This window comes from bacterium, assembly GCA_030652805.1.
Classification (GTDB): domain Bacteria; phylum JAHJDO01; class JAHJDO01; order JAHJDO01; family JAHJDO01; genus JAHJDO01.
Map to the genome: position 1 here is coordinate 14,674 of JAUSPT010000036.1, position 22,048 is coordinate 36,721.

18 protein-coding genes are annotated in these 22,048 nt (G+C 38.7%); 10 read left to right on the plus strand and 8 right to left on the minus strand.

What is annotated here, in order from left to right:
* Positions 1-68: 68 nt before the first annotated feature.
* The 10 genes from Q7J67_03805 (at position 69) to Q7J67_03850 (ending at position 11,568) form a co-directional block, all read left to right on the plus strand.
* Positions 69-1,202: a glycosyltransferase gene (locus tag Q7J67_03805; GenBank protein MDO9464402.1), complete on the plus strand. Its 1,134-nt coding sequence runs from the start codon at positions 69-71 to the stop codon at positions 1,200-1,202.
* The gene (locus Q7J67_03810; GenBank protein ID MDO9464403.1) at positions 1,202-2,608 is read left to right on the plus strand and encodes an undecaprenyl-phosphate glucose phosphotransferase; all 1,407 of its coding nucleotides are present in this window, start codon (positions 1,202-1,204) and stop codon (positions 2,606-2,608) included. The genes Q7J67_03805 and Q7J67_03810 overlap by 1 nt, the downstream gene beginning before the upstream one ends.
* 195 nt (positions 2,609-2,803) lie before the next feature.
* Positions 2,804-3,160, plus strand: a complete 357-nt coding sequence (locus Q7J67_03815) for a four helix bundle protein (protein ID MDO9464404.1) — start codon at positions 2,804-2,806, stop codon at positions 3,158-3,160.
* A gap of 242 nt (positions 3,161-3,402) precedes the next feature.
* Positions 3,403-7,497, plus strand: coding sequence for a LamG domain-containing protein (locus Q7J67_03820; protein ID MDO9464405.1), 4,095 nt, complete (start codon positions 3,403-3,405; stop codon positions 7,495-7,497).
* Positions 7,498-7,758: 261 nt separating this feature from the next.
* Complete coding sequence (locus Q7J67_03825) at positions 7,759-7,971, plus strand: type II toxin-antitoxin system HicB family antitoxin (protein MDO9464406.1); 213 nt, start codon at positions 7,759-7,761, stop codon at positions 7,969-7,971.
* On the plus strand, positions 7,968-8,195 hold the full coding sequence (locus tag Q7J67_03830; protein ID MDO9464407.1) for a type II toxin-antitoxin system HicA family toxin: 228 nt from the start codon (positions 7,968-7,970) through the stop codon (positions 8,193-8,195). Before Q7J67_03825 ends, Q7J67_03830 begins: the two co-directional genes overlap by 4 nt.
* Before the next feature lie 54 nt (positions 8,196-8,249).
* Positions 8,250-9,191 (plus strand): NAD-dependent epimerase/dehydratase family protein, encoded by a 942-nt coding sequence (locus Q7J67_03835; GenBank protein MDO9464408.1) that lies wholly within the window; start codon positions 8,250-8,252, stop codon positions 9,189-9,191.
* Positions 9,184-10,161, plus strand: coding sequence for an ABC transporter permease (locus tag Q7J67_03840; GenBank protein ID MDO9464409.1), 978 nt, complete (start codon positions 9,184-9,186; stop codon positions 10,159-10,161). Before Q7J67_03835 ends, Q7J67_03840 begins: the two co-directional genes overlap by 8 nt.
* A gap of 173 nt (positions 10,162-10,334) precedes the next feature.
* Positions 10,335-11,162 carry an ABC transporter permease gene (locus Q7J67_03845; protein ID MDO9464410.1) on the plus strand — a complete coding sequence of 276 codons (828 nt, stop codon included), beginning with the start codon at positions 10,335-10,337 and terminating at the stop codon, positions 11,160-11,162.
* Between the two features lie 43 nt (positions 11,163-11,205).
* Complete coding sequence (locus tag Q7J67_03850) at positions 11,206-11,568, plus strand: PilZ domain-containing protein (protein ID MDO9464411.1); 363 nt, start codon at positions 11,206-11,208, stop codon at positions 11,566-11,568.
* Here Q7J67_03850 and bioF read toward each other — a convergent pair whose 3' ends face one another.
* The 8 genes from bioF to Q7J67_03890 form a co-directional block, all read right to left on the minus strand.
* Positions 11,569-12,750 (minus strand): 8-amino-7-oxononanoate synthase, encoded by a 1,182-nt coding sequence (gene bioF / locus Q7J67_03855; GenBank protein ID MDO9464412.1) that lies wholly within the window; start codon positions 12,748-12,750, stop codon positions 11,569-11,571. It abuts the gene before it with no gap.
* Positions 12,751-12,771: 21 nt separating this feature from the next.
* The gene (bioB, locus tag Q7J67_03860) at positions 12,772-13,746 is read right to left on the minus strand and encodes a biotin synthase BioB (protein MDO9464413.1); all 975 of its coding nucleotides are present in this window, start codon (positions 13,744-13,746) and stop codon (positions 12,772-12,774) included.
* The gene (locus tag Q7J67_03865; protein ID MDO9464414.1) at positions 13,739-14,545 is read right to left on the minus strand and encodes a histidinol-phosphatase HisJ family protein; all 807 of its coding nucleotides are present in this window, start codon (positions 14,543-14,545) and stop codon (positions 13,739-13,741) included. The genes bioB and Q7J67_03865 overlap by 8 nt, the downstream gene beginning before the upstream one ends.
* Positions 14,546-14,550: 5 nt before the next feature.
* The gene (locus tag Q7J67_03870; protein MDO9464415.1) at positions 14,551-15,675 is read right to left on the minus strand and encodes a uroporphyrinogen decarboxylase family protein; all 1,125 of its coding nucleotides are present in this window, start codon (positions 15,673-15,675) and stop codon (positions 14,551-14,553) included.
* Between the two features lies 1 nt (position 15,676).
* Positions 15,677-16,663: an AIR synthase family protein gene (locus Q7J67_03875; GenBank protein MDO9464416.1), complete on the minus strand. Its 987-nt coding sequence runs from the start codon at positions 16,661-16,663 to the stop codon at positions 15,677-15,679.
* 109 nt (positions 16,664-16,772) lie between these two features.
* Positions 16,773-18,035, minus strand: a complete 1,263-nt coding sequence (locus tag Q7J67_03880) for a sialidase family protein (protein ID MDO9464417.1) — start codon at positions 18,033-18,035, stop codon at positions 16,773-16,775.
* Entirely contained in the window at positions 18,032-18,862 is an 831-nt protein-coding gene (locus Q7J67_03885) for a carbohydrate-binding family 9-like protein (GenBank protein MDO9464418.1), read from the minus strand. Before Q7J67_03885 ends, Q7J67_03880 begins: the two co-directional genes overlap by 4 nt.
* A gap of 118 nt (positions 18,863-18,980) precedes the next feature.
* Entirely contained in the window at positions 18,981-22,040 is a 3,060-nt protein-coding gene (locus Q7J67_03890) for a glycoside hydrolase family 38 C-terminal domain-containing protein (protein ID MDO9464419.1), read from the minus strand.
* Positions 22,041-22,048: the final 8 nt, after the last annotated feature.

Below are 22,048 nucleotides of genomic sequence, written 5' to 3' on the forward strand. Positions count from 1 at the left end.
GAGACAGGAGAGTGTTTGCTGCGGAGGCGAGACATATGCCGAGCAGACAATAATAAAAGGAAATTAAAATGAGAGTTGCAATAGTCCATGACTGGCTCACAGGTATGCGGGGCGGAGAAAAGTGTCTGGAGATATTCTGCGAGCTGTTTCCGGACGCTCAAATCTTCACACTCGTCCATATTCCCGAGAAAATAACAGACACTATAAACAGAATGAATATTAAAACGTCTTTTATTCAGAACCTACCTTTCTCAAAAACAAAATATAGAAATTACCTGCCTCTTTTTCCTATTGCTGTAGAGTCATTTGATATGAGGGGATATGATATTGTCCTGAGCAGCAGCCACTGCGTTGCTAAAGGCGCCCTAACGCCTCCAGAAACCTATCACATATGCTATTGCTACACGCCAATGAGATATGCATGGGATATGTATCACGAGTATTTCTCCCACGAGCGGCTCGGTCCTATTTCTAAGTTTACCGTTCCTTTTTTTATGAACCGCATAAGGGTATGGGATGAAGCATCCTCCCGCAGAGTAGATGATTTTATCGCTATTTCAAAACATGTTGCAACAAGAATCAAACATTATTACAGAAGAGAATCAAGCGTTATATATCCGCCTGTGGACACTGATTTCTATACACCGATGCCCGAGGCAATGCCTGAGACATTGTCTCGGGATAAAAATTTTTATCTTATGATCTCAGCATTAACTTATTACAAAAGAATTGATATAGCCATTAAAGCGTTCAATGAGCTGAAACTGCCTCTTATAATAATCGGCAGCGGTCCGGAAGAAAAAAAGCTGAAAGCCTTAGCAAATCCTAACATAACGTTTTTAGGCTGGCAGCCTGATAATATACTGCACGAATACTATGCTATGTGCAAAGGTTTTATATTCCCGGGCAAGGAAGATTTCGGCATAACTCCTATTGAGGCTCAGTCATGCGGCAAAGGAGTAATTGCATACGCTGAAGGCGGCGTTCTGGAAACAGTTAAACACGGTCTAAATGGAGTTCTATTTAAAGAACAAAATCCGCATTCTTTGATTGAAGCTGTAAGAACTTTTGAGAAAATAAGATTTGATAAAGATAAAATCCGCAAAAACACTCTTTCTTTCAACAAGCAGAGATTCAAGAAGGAAATCAAGGATGCGATTATGAATAAATACCAAGAATATACAAAACACAATTTCGTGTAATGGTTAAGAATCCTAAGCAGTCTCCATTTATAATACTCTCTGTGATTTCAGATACTCTAATGACTGCAGTATCCTTCTTATTAGCCTATTATATTCGCTTTTACATACACAAGGTTCCTGCAGAATACATTCCTGCTTTCCATCCTTATCTAAAACTGCTGATAATTGTAATCCCTATCTGGCTGATATCGCTTTCATATCACGGATTGTATAAACAGAGAAATTCTTTCATTTCGCCGATTGATAAAGTATATCTCATCTTTAAAGCAGTCCTGTTTGCCACTCTGGTTTTAATGGCTATAACATTCCTGTACCGCCAGTTTTCTTATTCCAGATTAACATTCGGGTATGCTTCTGCCTTTAACTTCCTGTGTATTACGCTTATGAGCATGGCGATCAGAAAAATACAGATAGCAGCTATAAAGAGAGGCTTTGGCATTAGAAATGTAATCATTGTCGGCACGGATGAAACCGCAAAAGCAATAGCGTTCAAAATCCAGAAGCATATTGCGCTGGGTTATAAAATAATCGGGTATATTTCAGATAAGGAAATTACTTCTTCGGAAAGCAAAAATAATCCGGAAATTTTAGGAGGGATCTCTGAAATCCCTGAAATAGCGAGAGAGAAAAACATTGATAAAATCATCTTTGCATCGCCTAATGTGTCAAACAAGGACACCTTGGACATCATATTAAAATGTACCGAGCTGAACGTAGATTTCACCATTGTGCCGGGCCTGTATGAAATTGTAACAAGCAAAGTAAATGTAGATGACATAGACGGCATACCTGTAATAGGGCTTAAGGAATCCCCTCTTCAGGGTTTCAATCTTTTCCTGAAAAGAGCCTTTGACCTGATATTGTCCGCTATCCTGCTGATCATACTTTCACCTTTATTATTAGCTCTTTTAATAGCTATAAAGCTGAATTCAAAGGGGCCGGTATTGTACAAGCAGGAGAGAGTCGGTCAGGACAATCAGATTTTTACTATGTATAAATTTCGGTCAATGCGTATGGACGCTGAAGAACATACTGGCCCTGTATGGGCGCAGGAAAAGGACCCGAGACGGACTAAAGTTGGCTCGTTTATGCGAAAGATGAGCTTTGATGAACTTCCACAGCTTTTGAATATAATCAGGGGAAATATGAGTCTTATTGGCCCGAGACCAGAGAGACCATTCTTTGTAGAACAGTTTAAGAATGATATACTGGGGTATATGTCAAGACACAGGATAAAACCGGGCATAACAGGATGGGCGCAGGTAAACGGACTAAGGGGGAATACATCAATTGCAGAAAGAACCAAATACGACCTGTACTATATTGAGAACTGGTCTATAGCCTTTGACCTGAAAATCCTTGTAAGAACAATTCTGGAGTTCTGTTTTCATAAACATGCATACTAGTAAAAGCAAATTCGAAGCACTAAGCACGAAATACGAAACAATATCAAATAACAGAAATCTAAATGTCCAAAACGATATTTTGAATTTCAAAAATTTGAATTTTGAATTTGTTTCGGATTTCAATATTTGGATTTTGAATTTTATCTTAAAGTTTTGGCATGGAATTTGCTTATTTACTATGGTGGGCAAAAGAAAATGAAAAATACGAAACAGTATGACTTAGAAGATCGCACTCTTGAGTTTGCAAGAAGAGTGAGGACATTTATAAAGAAATTACCAAAAACGATAGCAAACATCGAGGATGGGAAACAGCTTGTTAGATCATCTGGTTCAGTTGGCGCAAATTATATTGAAGCCAATGAATCATTAAGTAAAAAAGATTTTGCAATGAGAGTTAAGATCTGTCGAAAAGAAGCCAAAGAAAGCAGTTATTGGCTAAATTTGATAGATATAAGTAACAATGTTGAGCATGAAAAAGAAAGAAAAAATTTAATACAAGAATCTTCAGAACTCACAAATATTTTCGGCGCAATTCTGAGAGGAATGAAATAGTGTTTAGAAAATTTGGAAATTTGAATTTGGGATTTGTTTCGAATTTCGGATTTCGGATTTCGGATTTTCCTAGTAGAATTTGTTTAAACTTTCTCATTTGTAGTTTAACGCTTATTTCTTGTCTGACGTTTAGTAATAACGCCCATGCCTGGACCCAGACCGACTGGTCGGGCGGGGATTCGCAGTTTTTCTGGTATGACACCACGCGCTACGATACAGCTGTTAATATAGATGACACCTGTGTGATAAATAGCGATAAATCCATATCAATCATCAACGCAGGTGAGAGTGCCGATATTGACACAGGTGTGCTGCTTTCTTCCACGTTTGACGCTGACTCGCCTGTTGTGTGGAAAACAATAGAATGGAATAATCCGAGCACATCAACTGCCCCATACGAAAGAGGAGATTCGCGGTTAAGAAAGGACGAGACGGATGGTCTTGTAGCTCTATGGCATTTTGACGAGGGAGAGGATTTAACAGGCGGAACAAGCGCGGATGATTCTACAGTGTATGATGAATCAACAAATACCAACACAGGCATTGTCTACGGATGCGTATGGGGAAACGCGTCAGAGGATTCAGCGGTTTTTCAGAGCGCGTTGAGCTTTGATGGAAGTAATGATTATGTAAATATTGGGAATGATGCAAGTATCCGAATGGGTACACAAGATTGGACTACAGAGGCTTGGATATACTTAGCTAGTACTCCAGTGAGTAACTATACTGGAATCGTAGGACCAAATTCTATAAGTACTGGCAGCAAAGCATATCTATTCTCCATTCTGACTACAAGAAAAATACATATTTTTGTTGGAGATGGGTCTGGCGTTTGGGCTTTAAACCTTACGAGTGATGACGCTATTCCATTAAATACCTGGACACATGTTGCTGTGACTATTGACAGAGATGGGACTTGTTATATGTATATAAATGGCAGCCAAAATGGAAGCACGTCTATGAGCAATTCAGTTGATATAAATGGAACTAATACTTATTACATAGGAATGGGAGATGGTGGTGCAAAAATAACTGGCGCAATTGACGAAGTTGCTATCTACAGCCGGGCAAAAACAGCTGAGGAGATCTTGCAGGACGCGCAGGGCACGCAGATGCGCTTCAGGACGCAGACAACCTCAAGTATTCTTGACGGAACCGGCGCTGACAGCCCGATAGGTCTGTGGCATTTTGATAATCTGGAGAACAGTTCTACGTCAATAGTTGCTTATGATTCATCAGTATATGGAAATAATGGAGACTTTAGTGGCGCAGGAGAACCTGCTTGGTATCAATGGGGAATGTTTGGAAAGTGCGTAGAGTTTGATGGGTCGGACGATTATGTAAGCTGTGTTAATGTTAATAGCAGTGTAAAGAATGCGGAGTTCTGGGTTAAAGCTGATAATACAAGCCAGTCTTTATTGGAATTTAATACTTCGGATACTGTGTATGTCTTGTCTGGAACACTTAAGGCTCCAAATTTAACGTCTCCGACTTTTTATGTTAATGGAAGTGAAAGCACAACGCTTACCACTAGTTGGTCACATGTAGCAATAAATTACGATACTGGTATAAATGCGAGCGCATTCAACATAGGAAAAGCAGGCTCGACCTATTTTGCCGGCTTAATAGATGAGGTCGGACTTTATAATTATGTTCGCACAGCTGACCAGATTGCAATAGACGCGCGGGGCGGTCATCCATGGTCGCCTTGGTCTCCGTATTACAAGAATGCGGACATAGATGATATTGTGCTTTTTGCGGATGATTTTAATGACGGAGTAGTTGGAAGCGACTGGACAGCATATGAAGACGGGACCTGGCATATAGACAATATTGCTGACGATACAGGGTTTCTTCAGATAAGCGGTCTAAGCGCAAGCGCAGGTGATACTGCTATTATTATTGCAGATAATACAAACTGGTATGATGAGCAGGTAGAGGCAAAGGTAAAGATAAAGACAGCAGGAGGAAAGTCGGGTATTATCTATAGAAAAGGTACTGGATCTAATTATGGTTATGTAGCGTATTTAGAGCAGGGAAGTGGAGTAAAGGCGTATTCAATGGACGCTACCGGTCTAGCTACCTCAAAAGGCAGTTCAAGCATGACAATTAATACAAACACATGGTATACGCTAAAGGTAACTTCCGACGGCACCAATGACAGAGTATATGTTGATGATGCAGAGAAGATCAGTTTTTCCAATACTTCAACGTATAAAGCTAAGGCAGGATTATATGCAGAGAACAATACTGTTTTTGACGACTTCAAGGTTTTTCCAATAGACCGCTACTGCCACTATGAAGCAACACTGACGGATAATATAAATAATGACACTACTCCGTATCTCTACTGGGTTAGACTGAGTTATGAGGAGACAACAAGTGATGACAGTATATGGAGCAGGATTATTCAGGACAGGCATACATATTCAACGCTTACTCCAAGGGATACTAGTATAACACCAGCTGAGTTTAATTATACGGATATAGATGGCGCAGACACAGTTTGGTGCTACAACCTGGAGAATTATGATAACCAAGGCGATAATATAGGTGTTCCTAATGGCGCTATAACAGTCAATGTGGCTACTCCGACAACAGCTTCAAGAGTAGATCTCAGACTCGGTATAAGAAAGACAACCGCGGTTAACTATCCAGACGAGTGGCCTGAGGATATAGATGACTACACGTGGAGTGACTGGAGACAGTATGCAAGCGGTGAGGGTTACGAAGGAACGGCAGAAGGAGATACTATAACATGGACACTGACCTATTCAACTTCAGATCTCGCAACAGATTTTGCCACAGAAGGAGGATATATTCTACAGTCAAGAGCTGTATCAAGTACTGGAGGAACAGAACCAGCTCCAACAAACTTCAAGCCCAATGATGATAATGACAGGCGCGATACAGCAATAATATATATGATGAGGGACATCACACCGCCAGGGGCTGCAAATACTACAGGAGGAGTGGACGGCACAGTATCTGTATCAGGATATACCAGTACTGTCTGTGCAAATAGCGCGACCAATACATTGTGGACAAATGTGGGTGTAAAGGGAATCCTAAGTTACCCTGAAAGTACCACATGTACGTCCTACAGAGATAATACCGAATATGTCTGGTTTAATATTGAAAGTTCAGCGGATGATTCAGGCATAAGGGTAAAGGTTTCGGACCAGAACCAAGCATCAGGCAGAACAAGTGACTGTTCAGATCTGGATGAAGATGATACAAGTATAAGATACAGATATTCATTGGATGGTGGAACTACATGGAACGCGTCAGAATTATTAACTGGCATAAGCGCTGATATAGCAGAATGGGCGTTTGCTGACACGAATGTGTGGACGGATAGATATATGGTTATACAAGCTAATGATGCTCTTGCCGAAACTAAACCCAGTGACGACAGTGCAGATGATTTGAGTTTGGGTCTTTACCGCTGTTCAATAGGCACAATTGCGCCTGCAAGCAGTACAAAAGGAGAGAATGTTCTTATCCAGTTTGCTCAAAAGGATAAAGCAGGGAATTGGGGATATTCGCACAGAGCAGCCACCTATTACGCAACTCAAACTTCCGGTTGTTCTACTACAGGCAAAGGATATTACATTAATGTTGACTTATTAGCGCCAGACCCAAGAATCACAGCGGGTCCGAGAGAAGCGAATTACTCAACATCCGCAAGTTTCGAGTTTGATGATAATTCTGCCGATGACAGCCCGCTGCTCTCTGCGTTCAAGACAATGCTGCAGCAGGGAAGCGCAAAAGCTACACCTGATGATGTTAGCGCCAGTTACAGATCATGGACCTCTTATCAGCCGTGGTCCCCGACATCAGATGAAGGCTCAGCAACATTTACAGATTTAAGCACTACCGCTGCTCAAAATTGGTACAGGTGTTTTGTCATGGCAAAGGATGAAGCGCTTAATGAATGCGATGGCGCAGACAGCGCATCATATATATTTCAGTGTCTTACTCCTGCGCCAGATACTATAATCTATTCAGGAGCATTTGGCATAATAACTGACGATGACGGCAATTACAGTACGACATTTAAGTTTAAAGGAGAAGGTGGAAATAACACAGGATATGAGTATAGGTATTGCACAGATGGCTCTTCATGGACTGGCTGGTCCGGTACAGCAGAATATCCTTATTCAGTAACAAGCTATGGAAATTACACATTTAGAGTACAGGCTAGAAACTTGACAGGAGGCGTGGTAGATCCAACCCCTGCCTCAGTTACCTTCACAATTGAAGATCCTGCTCATCCTTCAGCCATCGCTCCTCCAGGCGATCCTGTGAAGTACTGGAGAGAAGAAAGCGAATAGGTAAGGACAAATCCGAAGCACTAAGCACGAAATCCGAAACAATATCAAATTACCAAAATACAAATGCTCAAAACAATAAATGTATGGATGCGAGGTGTATGTTGAGCCTGCCAGCTCCAGTACGTCGTAAGGGAGACAGGAGAGTGTTTGCTGCGGAGACGAGACATATACTGAGCAGACACTTAGAGATTATAAAATTAGTAATTAAAAATTAAGTTTTATGTTATAATTAAAATGAAATTAAGAAAAGGAGTGAATTCTATGAAATATATAGTCCATATAGAGCAGGATGAAGATGGAGTTTTTGTAGCTGAATGTCCAAGTCTGCCTGGATGCATTTCTCAAGGCAGCTCAAGAGAAAAAGCCGAAGAAAACATAAAGGATGCTATTAAAGGATATCTTGAGAGTTTAAAAAAACATGGAGAACCTGTTCCGCTTGGAATTACAGAAGAGATAGTTGAGGTTGCTGTATGAGCAGGTTACCTGTGGTATCAGGTAAGGACGTTACAAAGGCTTTTTCGAAGATTGGTTATGAGCTGGACCATCAAACAGGCAGCCATATGATCCTTAGAAGAAATGTTTTTCCATACAGAAGATTGACAATTCCCAGTCATAAAGAAATTGCCAAGGGAACCTTGAGAGCAATAATCAGGCAAGCTGGACTGACCGTAGAAGAATTCATCAAGCTAATCAAATAATTAGCTTTTATGCTATAATTACGAAAATTAAAAAAAGAGGAGGAAGTTTTTTTTATGAAAATATTAGTAACGGGCGGAGCGGGATTTATAGGTTCGCATATTGCGGACAGATTGATTGATGAAGGTCATCAGGTCGTAATAGTGGATAATCTCTCAACTGGAAAAGAGGAAAATATTAATCCAAAAGCGGTATTCTACAACCTTGATATCCGTAGTAGGGGCCCGGCGCGCCGTGCCCCTACATTGGAACATGTATTCAAAAAGGAAAGACCTGATTGCGTTGACCATCATGCTGCGCAGATGAGTGTCGCAGTATCAATGAAAAAACCTGTTTTTGATGCGGACGTTAATATACTGGGAGGAATTAACATCCTGCAAAACTGCGTAAAATATAACACGAAGAAAATAGTTTTCGCATCCTCAGGCGGGACTGTTTACGGAGAGGCAGAAAATGTTCCCACAACAGAAAACGAGCCATTCTGTCCACTCTCCCCTTATGGAGTCTCCAAGCTTGCCACTGAGTATTATCTCTCATTCTATAAACATGAATATAATCTTCCTTATACAGTGCTGAGATATGGAAATGTTTACGGTCCGCGTCAGGATCCGCATGGAGAAGCCGGAGTTATAGCTATCTTTATAAAAGCCATGCTTACAGGCAAAAAACCGACAATATTCGGCAAAGGCGATTGCGTTAGAGATTATGTATATGTTGATGATATTGTGGCAGCTAATGTGTCGGCTATCAATCGGAATATATGCGGAGCTTTCAATATAGGAACTGCCGAAGGAACAGATGTCAATGAAGTATTTGGTGAGTTAAAGCGCATAATAGATTTCCCTAAAGATTGCGAGTACGGTCCTGCCAGAGAAGGAGACCTTAAACAAAGTATCTTGTCCTTTGATAAAGCGCAAAAAACGCTTTCATGGAAACCATGTGTCAGCTTATACAAAGGGTTTGAGAGAACAGTAGATTTCTTCAGAAGAAATGGGTAATTATATACTTCTACGCCTATTCGGCATTATCCCGCTTCTCTTAGGCATAAGCATAATTACCTTCTCAGTAATACACCTTGCGCCGGGCAAACCAACAGACCTTCAAACACAACTCAACCCTAAAATATCCCAACAAACAAGAGAGAGACTGGAAAAACTATACGGACTGGATAAACCCCTGCATGTTCAGTATATTGCATGGCTTAAAAAAATAATCCGCCTTGATTTCGGGACATCCTTTACAGACGGCAGGTCCGTACGTTTAAAAATATTAGAAACACTTCCTATAACTCTAATAATCAACGTATTATCAATTATATTTATACTCCTTATTGCAATACCTGTAGGAATTGCATCAGCCACAAAACAACATTCATGGTTTGACAGATTCTCAACAGTATTCGTATTCGTTGGTTTTTCAATGCCGTCATTTTGGCTTGCATTACTACTTATTATTTTTTTCAGTATAAAACTTGGCTGGCTTCCTATTTCAGGGCTTCACTCATTAAATTATGACCAGATGAGTTATTTCCAAAGGCTGACTGACTTTGGCAGGCATCTTGTAATGCCTGTTTTTATAGGCGCATTTGGAGGAATTGCAGGTATGTCCAGATATATGAGATCAAATATGCTTGAGGTGCTGAATCAGGACTATATAAGAACAGCGCGGGCAAAAGGCTTGAGCGAGTTTCGGGTCGTTTACAAACACGCCTTAAAGAACGCTGTAATACCTCTTATCACTATTCTAGGACTTTCTGTGCCGGGTCTAATTGGAGGAAGCGTTATTATAGAGAGCATATTTGCAATTCCAGGTATGGGCAGATTATTTTTTCAATCTGCAATGTCCAGAGACTATCCTGTTATAATGGGAATCCTTACTATGGGAGCAGTTCTTACATTAATTGGTAATCTGTTTGCAGATATATGTTATGGCATTGCTGACCCAAGGATAAAGTATGAGAAAAACTAAATTCGAAGCACGAAGCACTAAATACGAAACAATATCAAATGACCAAAATACAAATGTTCAAAACAGTGTTTTGAATTTTAAAAATTTGAATTTAGAATTTGTTTCGAGTTTCGATATTCGGATTTCTGATTTTAAAAACTCCGTATCTAAAAACAACATTGAGTCTTATTAATATGTTATTGGCCAAATTTAAAAAGAATAGGCTGGCTCTTTTTGGAATAGTTATTATCTTTGCGATGTTCTTTGTTGGCATTTTTGCGCCTGTTCTATCACCATACAATCCAAATAAAATAAATGTAGATCATATCTTTTTAAGCCCTTTTCAAAACAATCATATTCTTGGAACTGATGGCCTGGGCCGCGATGTGCTGTCAAGGATAATATGGGGTACACGTGTATCCATTAAAGTAGGATTCGTAGCAACAGGTATTTCAATCATAATAGGCATTCTTATTGGATCCATTGCCGGATATTACGGTAGAATGGTTGATTCAGTCTTAATGAGATTCGTTGATATGATGCTCTGCTTTCCAAGCTTTTTCCTCATTCTATCAGTTGTAGCAATAACAAAACCATGTATAACCAATATAATGATAATTATTGGCTTAACCAGCTGGATGGGTATTGCCAGGCTTGTTAGAGGAGAGTTTCTCTCTCTAAAAGAACGTGAATTTACACAAGCAGCGAAAATAATGGGCGTAAGCAATATGAGAATTATCTTTCGCCATATCTTACCAAATGCAATGGCTCCTGTATATGTTGCTGCTACTTTTGGCATAGCCGGAGCAATACTTACAGAATCTGCTCTAAGCTTTTTGGGTCTAGGTGTCCAGCCACCAACATCAAGCTGGGGAAATCTACTTTCTACAGGTAAATCAACAATAGAATTTGCATGGTGGATTACGGCATTTCCCGGACTTGCTATCCTTATAACAGTACTTAGTTATAACCTGTTAGGCGAAGGTTTGAGAGATATACTTGACCCAAGGATTGACACATAAAAAGATATATGCTACGGTCTCGGGAGAAATTTGGAGAAATAAAATGATTACGGATAGAAGAAAGTATCAAAGATTTAATGTAGATCTTCCTGTTTTATGTAAAAAAAGAGTATATTTTATATCATATGATGGCGAGAAAGGCAGGGCTAAGAATATTAGTAGCGGTGGAGCGCTTGTATTTACAAAAGAGAATATTCCTGCTTTAACGTCCCTTAAATTAATAATACATCTTATTTATCTTAAAAAAGAGATTAAAGCTGTTGCACAAGTAGTAAAATCGGAACCAATATGGTCGGGATATAAGCTGAATTTAAAATTCATCAAGATTAGTGAAAAAGATAAAAAAATACTTAGCAAGGACTATCTTGTAAAGCGTCCTTCTAAAATCCTTGATAGTAATGAATAGTCACTGAGCGATACCGAACTTCTTGCCAGCTTTTTTAATTATTTCTATTGTATGACCAAGTTCCTCTTTGCTATGAGCTGCTGTGATTGAAAACCTTATCCTTGCAGTGTTTAAAGGAACAGTCGGAGGTCTAATAGGTACGGCAAAAATTCCATTCTGCATCAAGAACCTGCTGAATTGTATAGCTTTTCTATTTTCACCTACTATCAGGGGTATTATCTGAGTCTCGGTGTTTAAAATATTAAAACCCTCTTTTCTCAGTTGATTTCTGAAATAACTGGCATTATTGTTTAGTGTTTTTATTCGCGTATTATCCATCTCAAGAATTAATATAGCAGCAATAACAGAACCTATAACAGATGGCGGTAAAGCCGTTGTAAAGATGAAGCTTCGTGCTCTGTTAATTAAAAATTCCATAAGACTTCTGGATCCCGCTACATATGCCCCAAAACTTCCCAGAGCTTTTCCAAGTGTCCCCATATGAATATCTATCGCTCCTTCAGGAATATCAAAATATTCCGCACTCCCACGACCTTTTTCCCCCAGTACACCTGTTGCATGTGCATCATCAATCATCACCATACAATCGTATTTATTTGCCAGTTCTATAATCTCCGGTAAAGGTGCTATATCTCCATCCATGCTGAAGACAGAGTCAGTAACAATCAGACGTCTGCCATATTTACCCACATCTTTAAGAATTTGTTCCAGGCTTTTTACATCCTTATGGGGATATCGCATAAGCTTCGCCCTGCTTAATATACAGCCGTCTACAAGACTTGCATGATTATACTTATCTGCAAATATAACATCCTGCCTTCCCATCAAGGCAGATATCACACCTATATTAGCCATGTACCCGGAATTAAACGTAAGAGCTGCTTCTGTCCGCTTGAAGTCTGCTATTCTTTTTTCCAATTTTTCATTGATATCTAAATTTCCACACATAAGACGCGATGCAGTACTGCTGCAACCATACTTTTCTATAGCATTGCATGCAGCCTCCTTTAGAACAGGATCACCTGCTAAACCAAGATAATTATTGGATGAAAAATTAATTAGTTCTTTCCCATCAAGAACCAGTTTTGAAGATTTAAACTGAGAACATGTTTTTAACGTACGATATAAATCTTTTCTTTTAAAAATATTAAGCGCTTCATCAAGAAAATCCAATTTATTCATTTTCATTAACCATGTAGAGACTCAAGATTTTGAGTCTCTGCTGAGTCCCAAATCTTTTATCATATCTAAGTCATGCTTCACGCTTCTTCCCTTTGTAGTTAGGTAATCTCCTAGAATCATACCATTTGCTCCTGCAAGGAACATCATTGGCTGAAGACTCCGCAATACAACTTCCCTACCCCCGCAGATAATAATATCCTTTTTTGGGAAAACAATCCGAAATATAGCTATTATTTTTAGCGCTTCCAAAGGCTTTAGCAGAGACATGTTCTCAAGTCTAGTATTCTTAACAGGATTCAGAAAATTTATCGGGATAGAGTCAGGATCTAATTCTTTCAAGGTCAGAGCTAACTCTATTCTCTGCTGCTGAGACTCCCCCATTCCAAATATGCCCCCACAGCATGTAATTAACCCTGCTTCTTTAGCTGCTCTGATTGTATCTATATTCTCATCGTAAGAGCGAGTTGTGCAAATCTGAGAGAAAAAACTTGGACATGTCTCAAGATTATGATGATATCTATCCAGACCAGCGCCTTTTAATTCCGCAAAAAAATCCTTGTCTAAAATTCCCAGAGACGCACAGCACTCCAGAGGAGTTTCACTCTTGATTTTTCTTATTGCGCTTTTTATCTTTTCAATCTCTTTTCTGGAGTTTATCTTTTTACCACTGGTCACTATAGAAAACTCTGCTGCACCGTTATGTGCAGCATCCATTGCTGATTTAACTATTGCTTCTGTATCTAACAGGGGATATTTAAGAATTTTTGCCTTGTGATAGTCCGACTGTCCGCAAAAAGCGCAGTTCTCTGCACACATGCCGGATTTTGCATTTACAATGGAGCAGAACTTTACTTTCTTTCCTTTAAATTTCCTGCGTATTTTATCCGCTACCGATATGAGGTCTATCAGATTGTCGTCTATCTTAACCAGATCGTAAATTTCAGCATCAGTAGGCTGTATGCCATTTAAAACCTTATCTTCTATTGTTCTATACATTCACATACGACCTTTGTCGTCTACTAAATCTGACTATTTCCCTGTATCCTGCTCTTTTTATTAAAGAAACTGCCTTATCAAAATCCCTTCCCACATGCTCAGGTTTATGCGCGTCAGAGCCCAGTGTAACAGGCACATTATGCTTATAACAAATCTTAAGGAACTTCTCCTGTGGATATATTTCTCCTACAGGCTTGTATAGCCCGGAAGTATTAACCTCAATACATACATCTGCATGTTTTAAGATGCTTGCTGTTTGTTCATAGATACATGTTAAATCTTTATCAGGCTTATATCCAAACTTCTTTATAACATCTATATGAGAAATACAGTCAAATAGCCTTGATTCTGCAGCTTCTTCAACCAGACTAAAATAATCTTTGTACACTTTATACAAATCCTGATTTTCAAACCTTGATTTATGATCAGGATGATCAATCATCCAATCATCCAAAAAGTGCACAGACCCATACAAATAGTCAAAATCATACTTATTGATAGTATGCATTACGATCTTCATGTTTCCGGGCAAATAATCAATCTCACACCCGAGTTTTATTGAAATATGTTTTTTAAATTCTTTCTGCAATCTTTGTACATGTTCTACATATATTGGAAACTCATCAATGGACATAGCAAGCCTTCTTGCAAGTTCTTTATCCTCAAGATGCAAAATCGGGAAATGCTCATTAAACCCTATCTCTCCCAGACCTTTTCTAATAGCTCCCCTGACATATTCTTCCATCTCTCCCTCTGCATGACCACACATTCTGGTATGTATATGATAATCAACAAGCATAAATCTTATCCTTTTAAACCAAACATTTCTTCTTTGAGATCAAGGTAATAAATATAGTTTTCATATTTTACATCAGGAGGACATCTATGGTCGCAGAATGGAATATATCCTCCTCTTTCTACAATAGGAACTAACGATTCCATGTATTCCTTAATGGCATCATGCCCTTGTATAAGCTTCATCTTGTTAACACCACCCATAACGCGAAGATCCTTGCCATATTCCCTCAGTAGATCTGCCGGATGCGTACATGAATTAACTTCATATGGTAAAAGACAGTTAACTCCACCTTCCATGAAACCATGAAGTATTGGCCTTACATCGCCATCACAATCAATATACCAGATGTCTATATTGTATTTTTTAAGCTTCTTATTGATCCTTTTGTATCTAGGAACAACAACTTTATTAAAAAAGTCAACTGAGACAATCGGTCCATTTTTAAAACATATATCTTCCCAGCCTGATGCAAAATCAAAGTCAAAATGAGGCAAAACCTGGTCCAGAAAATCTTCTACTAAAGTGCATACTGTCTCAACCATATCTTCAACCATATCAGGATAGTCATAAGTTGCATATGCTAGCCCCTCAAATGTCAACATATCTCTTATTCTTCCGATCATGGAGCCACAATCTACCCCCAGAGGATAGGTTCTGTCTTCAGGATGCATCCCCTTATATTTTCCAATATCAAACTTTCTTTCAGGATGACTGCGAGAAAATCTCTTTTTACATTCCTTCCAGTCATCTGGAGTAACAATTGATGACTTTATAAAATGCGGGATTGTATCATGACCATCCTTCGGAACTTCTGCTGTGAGACCATCAGCATTCAAAATAATCTTTTTATCTTCTGTCTCCGATATAATCTTGCCGCGCTCAAATGGTGGAATCATCCAAACTTTGCCACCTATCTCTTTTATTTCGTCAAAATTAAAGAATATATCTGCTTCAGCATTATTTGTAATACCCTTTTCCTTGAATTCCTTCCATCTCTCAAAATTTTCATTCCAGTATCCAAATTCCATATTAAAACATCTATCAACTGATTTATAGTGCATCTGCCTGTTAAAGCGTTCTCTGTCTGTCATAGTTCCCTTCCACTTCGGTCTGCATGGGGTAATTGGCATTTTACAACCTCCTGTATATTTTTGTTATTTCATCAACATGAAATTCCGGCAGGTTTTTCAAACATCTTTCTTCTTTTATTTTCACTCCTTCAGATTTTTTCATAACTTTCCCTATGACTGCCGATGATATATTATCTTTTTGCAATGCTGCTATTAATTTCTCAGTATCCCTTTTATCTACAGCTATAAGAAGCGCGCCTGATGCGATTGCTCCCATAATATCAAGATTATAATGTTCGCACAATATTTTAGATTCTGAAATAAGCGAAATCCTATCTTTGTATATGACCAATCCTACATTTCCTGCCTTTGACAGCTCCAATAGTCCAGTGTAGAGTCCTCCTTCAGTCGGGTCATGCATTGCATGAACATTTGCCACGCTCGAGGCAATCATTGCATCCTTTACCACACTAATACCAGGAGCATATATAAATTTTTTAATTCTATTAACAAATTTCCTGCCAAATATATTAGCCAGTTCCTTCCCTTTTTCTCTTGCAATAATAGAAGCTGCCTCTATCGCTATCCCTTTAGTAAGAACAATACTGTCCCCAACCTCAATATTCCCTACATCTACTAATTTGTCCTTTTCCACTTCACCAAGCATATTGCCTATTATAATTGGTCTATCCAGTCCACATGTAATCTCAGTATGACCTCCGCAAAGACTGATATTTAAAGCTTCACAAGCAGAAACTAGTTCCTTGAATAATTTTTCTGCCATTTTAGTATTCGCCTTCTTTTCGGGGAGAAGAACTGTGGCTAAAAACCACCTGGGAATCGCTCCCATTGTAGCAATATCATTTGCATTAATGTTAACAACATACCATGCTATATTTTCAGCAGTAAATGTAATAGGATCTGTTTTCGCAACAAGATATTTATCTCCCATATCTATTACTGCAGCATCCTCACCGATCTTTGGGCCCAGAATTACACGCTTATCCTTTACCTCATATGAGGAAAGCAATCTATCAAGTAATTTCATAGGCAACTTGCCTGGAGAGAGTAAGGACATTATAAGTTCTTATATTGTAAATATTCAGTAAACCCCACTAGTATAAGCAAAAGGAGGGGCAGTATTTCGAGCGCTCTTATCAATCCAGCAATTTTATCTCGTAACGATACGAATCAGGGATAATCGTCCCTTTTATAGGATCGGGAATAATTGCATCAATCCGAGCTTCAGTCATATAAATAGCCGGGTTGCCTGTTTCCCTGTCCTCTATCCTCTGCCAGTTGGAAAAACGGACAAACTTTGGATGACGTTTCTTGCGATTTTCAATAATCGTTACTGTTTCAGGTTTTACCCAGAAGTACGTCTGGTCTATTTCAGCGATCTGAAGAGGGTATCGCGGGTCACAGTGTCTGGTTGGACTGGGTAATATATTTGCTATCAGATATACCTTGCCGTTCTTTGAGGAACGAAAAAGATTTGGAAGTGACCCCGGCGAATGAATAAGACTGGAATCTGGATAAGTTAACGGTACTGCTGGACCCCATGTCTTCCCCTTATCTCTGGAAATAGAAAAAAACTTCGCGGCAGTCATTGCCTGTAGTGGACCGCACTCACCACGCATAACCATCATAAGCGTCCCGTCACTCATCTCAGCAACTGCCGGTTCATCCAGACTGCGGGACATATATTCTGGCACGCTGATATGGTTAGACATCTCCCAGTCAATATCGCTCCCATCTTGTTTCCAACGCCCACGAAAACAGGCCACAGCTTCATATGGCCAGACAGTAAAGCCAAAACGATCGGCGCGTCTTATCAGTTGTCCATTGTTGTCCACAGGATGAAACAATACAGGCATAATGAGGGTACCGTCTTGAAGACTTATTACACGCAATCCTGAGTCGAAACGGCCTGAGTTCTTTCCATACCAGATTCCGTCGGCCCAGTGAATTTTATCATATCTATCACCTTTCTGGATGAGTTGTCTTTCCTTGCCCCATGTTTTACCATCATCCTTTGAGAAACGATAGAATATTCTGTGGGTTTGTAATTGAAGCAATTCGCCAGTAGCATCCGGGCCGAATGAATAGTCCTGATCAATTTTTTGCTCCCATACACTATAAAAATCAACCAGGAGACCGTGATCCGAGTCAAGATAATAATTGGTCTCGCCTCTTATGATCATTCTGTTTCCAATCTTCTTCTCCCCACTCCATTCACCTTCCATTTTCCATGTTTTTCCATTATCTTCTGAAATACGAATAAGGTCTTTTCCATCAATCTTGATAGTTTCTTGTAAGATTGGTTTGCTTAAAGACGTATAACCCATACTACTGACAAAAGCATTCTTCATATGCAACGTTTTTTCTACAACAATTCCTTTTACATCTTGCTTAGTCATTTTTTTTTCTCTCCTTTTTTATTTATCATAAATTGCATCGAAGGATAAAGCTCATATTCAGCAAAACCACGGAAGTTGCCGTCACACATGGTGAAAAGCAAGCCCTTCTCGCGATAGCAACTAAAATCATACCCTGAGACATTGAACTTCCATAAATCACCGGGTTGTGGTCCCTCTGGTACAGCGCGAGCAAACGCTTTAAGCGGTATCGCCACCTCTACGGTCCATCCCTCATCCACATCATTCCAATCGTTGATAGTCCCCGCGTGAGTAGCCCTGACGATTGCGCCGGAGTTGAAGTGCTCCGTGAATCGCGACGCACCACCGCCGCCACGACCAATGTAGTGAATATCCCAGAGAGCATTCCACACGTTGAATTCAAACTCATAAAAATCGAGGCGATCATCACATGGCTTGATGAATAATTCCGCCACATCAGCTCTACACAGGATTTCGTTATTCTCTTTCTCTGTAACGTAGAGATCCTTATCCTTGATGTCCATGCAAAAATAGAGATTGTCCCTGTCCCACGCTAAATAAGCTGTTCCGATGTGTGTACGCTGTCCGGACTCAGCGTATCTGTAAAAAGTGCTGAGCGCCACTGCTTGCTGCCATATCGCATCATCAAGTTTTCCATCTATTTTCGGCGGAACCGCAGCATAGACGACAGGATATGGTTCCTTCCGCACTTCGCATTTGGGCTCTCTAGAAAATATACGTAAGGCAGCACAACCTTGTAGCATTAACCCCATAATTACAAAAGCTGATAAAAGAAATATCCTCGTTTTACGCAGATTCATCTTAAACTTTTCGTTTGCATCATACATGTTTTTTCCTCCTCTTTTTATTTTGATTGACACCTTGTTAAACTCTCATCTAAATAACACTCTATCATATTCTCATTTAGAATCATATACCTGTCCGCTGTGCCGGCACAAGTTGGAATCAGTTCAGCAACCTAATCCTAAGTGTAATAATACCAAAAGGTTTAATAGTTACTGCCACTTTGTGTTTATCTACACCTACACGTATTTCTTTTTCATTCTCTTCAACCAAATTTGATTGATATGCTTCTCTTATTGAAATAGATGGTAAAGTTAGTTTTGCGTTGCATTTTTTACCCTCTGTTTCTATCAATCGAACTATCAGATCATTGCCATTATTTTCCGCGCGCTTTAATGTCAAAACTGATACATTCGGTTTATCTATCGTGCAAAATGTTTTATTTTTTTCTAGTCTGCCTTCTTTTTTACCAACAATACATACTGATTTCAATGGATTGTTAATTTCCCATCCGAAATTCCGGGATTTTATATCTCCTGCGCTGTTTTTCTCACTGGTTATAGAATAACGGGATAGAATTTCACCTACTTGTACAGGCTGAAAATTTGTCTGAAAGTTGTTTGATAATACATACGAATACATATGCCCCTTTTTAAATTCACCATATTTTTTAAACTGATGACCATAACCCGGCGGGGTTACAGCATGATGTGCATATGAGACATATCCCGGCCAAAGACCTCCAAACTCAATAACATGTGATTCAGCACTTGATAATGTTATACTCATATCCCTGTTATAAACTTTAGCCCAGTTCTGCATTACATAATAGTCTGAGTTAGAACCCGGGAGCTGATCTTTGAGAGGTTCTATCACAGAATTTGCCCCTTCAAATTTTAATTTGGGATTCTCAACATGGAAAGGAAACGCAAAATACACTTCCAAAAAAGATGTGGAATCTTTTAAAATTTTGTTATTAAAATCTATTCGTTTAATATTATCATAAATCAAAATTTCCTGTGATACCTGAGGACAACCAACTCCTTCACCAAATATCCTTACGCTACCACAAATCGGACCATTCTCTCCTTCCTGTATTTTTACATTCTTAAGATAATTTTCTTGATGCGTTTTTGAATATCGAACGATAAGCTGATTAACCTTATGTTTCGTTTCTTTGTCTACAATTTCTCTTTGCAGTTCTTTATCATAAATACTCATAATACTGCCCGTATCAGTATCTATTTTGATTTTAAAGAATCTATTTTCTAATATTGTCTTGCCGATACATATACTGCTGCTAAATCCTTGTTTGTCTTTAATTGGCATAATTTGATACGTTTTGTAACCCATTGGAGGAACATTTTCTGCTACGAAAATCAGTTCGAAGCGTTCGGCAGGGTTTACTTCGCCAAGCGCATACCTATGCGCAGCATAAGGCAGGGGATCTTGCGGGCTTTTTAATTTAATAATTTGGAAAGGCACTTCTTGTTTTGTCTCTAAATCAATGATCTTAAACTTTTTTTCTATTAGTTCTATTGGTAAATTGATTATAGGCCTGCCAATTGCTCTGCAACCGGCAGGTGAATAATAAGATTTATCTTCAGAATATTTTAAATACAGTGAACTTTCGCAAGGTGTATGGTCACAAAATAACATGCGTACCAAATCTGTCCGTTTCCAGGATAGCGAATTAAATATATTGATATGATATCCATCATCTGCAATTTTTATCTCATCAGTTATTTTATTCAGGCTTTTGGAAAGTATGTTATGGGCTAAAGCGGAAGCTCTATATGCATAATTGCTTTTTTCCGACCAATTACCGTCATGTCCCGGTCCTGCTACCTGGCCAAGTCCCCATGTGTGTTCATCGTACAGTATTGTATTATCATATGCATCTTCTATTTCTTTACCCGGATAAGTATAATTACTGACTATAGAGGCTATAGCAGCAAACTTTTCAGCCTGATTTAAAAGACTATGAGTAATAAAATTAATACCTGTTTCCTTTGCCGTTGATAATGGACCAATTGGATAATCTGTGTCGGGTATTTCTCCTCTGAATACAGGAAGATTTTTGTCATATTTTTTTTCAATTTGATTAAAAAAATCGTGATTTGTCGACATTATAAGTTTAGGATATACCCATTTCTTATTCCATTCCTTAGCTATACGACTTATATTCATTGTAGGCGGAGAATTATCTCTGTCAGCACCAGTAGCAGTGTAACGAATGATATTAAATGGATAATTTTGTTTATTTAATAGCTCAATTTTATTAGAAATAACTTCAAATAACTGCTGGCAACTCCATATTCCTAAACGCCCAGAGTCATACCAAAATATTACCTGTGAACCATCCTGAGCTTCCCATTTAAATATGCCTGGAATATTGGCTGGTATAACCTTTGATTCATCCCAATATGGTATAGGCACTTTCTTTCCGTCAGAACGATAGGAGTACCATCGCTGCAGGTTTGCTGTAAAATATTTTATGCCTGCTCCTGCTAACACTTTTGGTATTCCCCAACTTAATCCTTGCATATCACACATGGCACCAGAATAAATCGGTATTTCATATTTTTGTTTCAGTTTAAATGATGGATACATTAATCTTACTAATTCTTCATGACTGCAATATTGAGTAATTTCATTAGCAAAAAATACTGGGACTTCTATTCGGCCTTCTTTTATATATTTTATGAGTTTACTTACGACATATTTAGGCCTACTCTTAACATAGTTTGCTACGGACCATGCTTGTTCAAATACATATTTAAATCTCGATTCCTTAGGAAATTTATTTGTTTTTTCACAAAATTTTAATACATCATCAATGTAATTATTATATTCAATAAGAGTATCAGAAGGCAAATTAGTATATCCTAAATCATGATGCGAATGATGCACAATATAAAATTCCCAATGTTTTTGCGGCTCCCATTTTACGGATTGTTTATCTTGTGCTTTTCCATCAACGAAAATAATAAATTCTGCATTTATTGGTTTATTAATTTCAGGAATGTGTATCTGGTATGTTTTTTCTTTCGGCTCAATTAATCCGAAATTTATCTTTATATTCATTGAACCGGCTTTTACGTTTAACGTTGCATTTATCCTTTTACCGGTGTTCTTTATGGTTATATAAACTAATTGGACAATCTTATCTTTTTTTCTTTTAAAAAACGCCGTTGGTTTTATTGAGACAATATTTAACATTTTTCAGT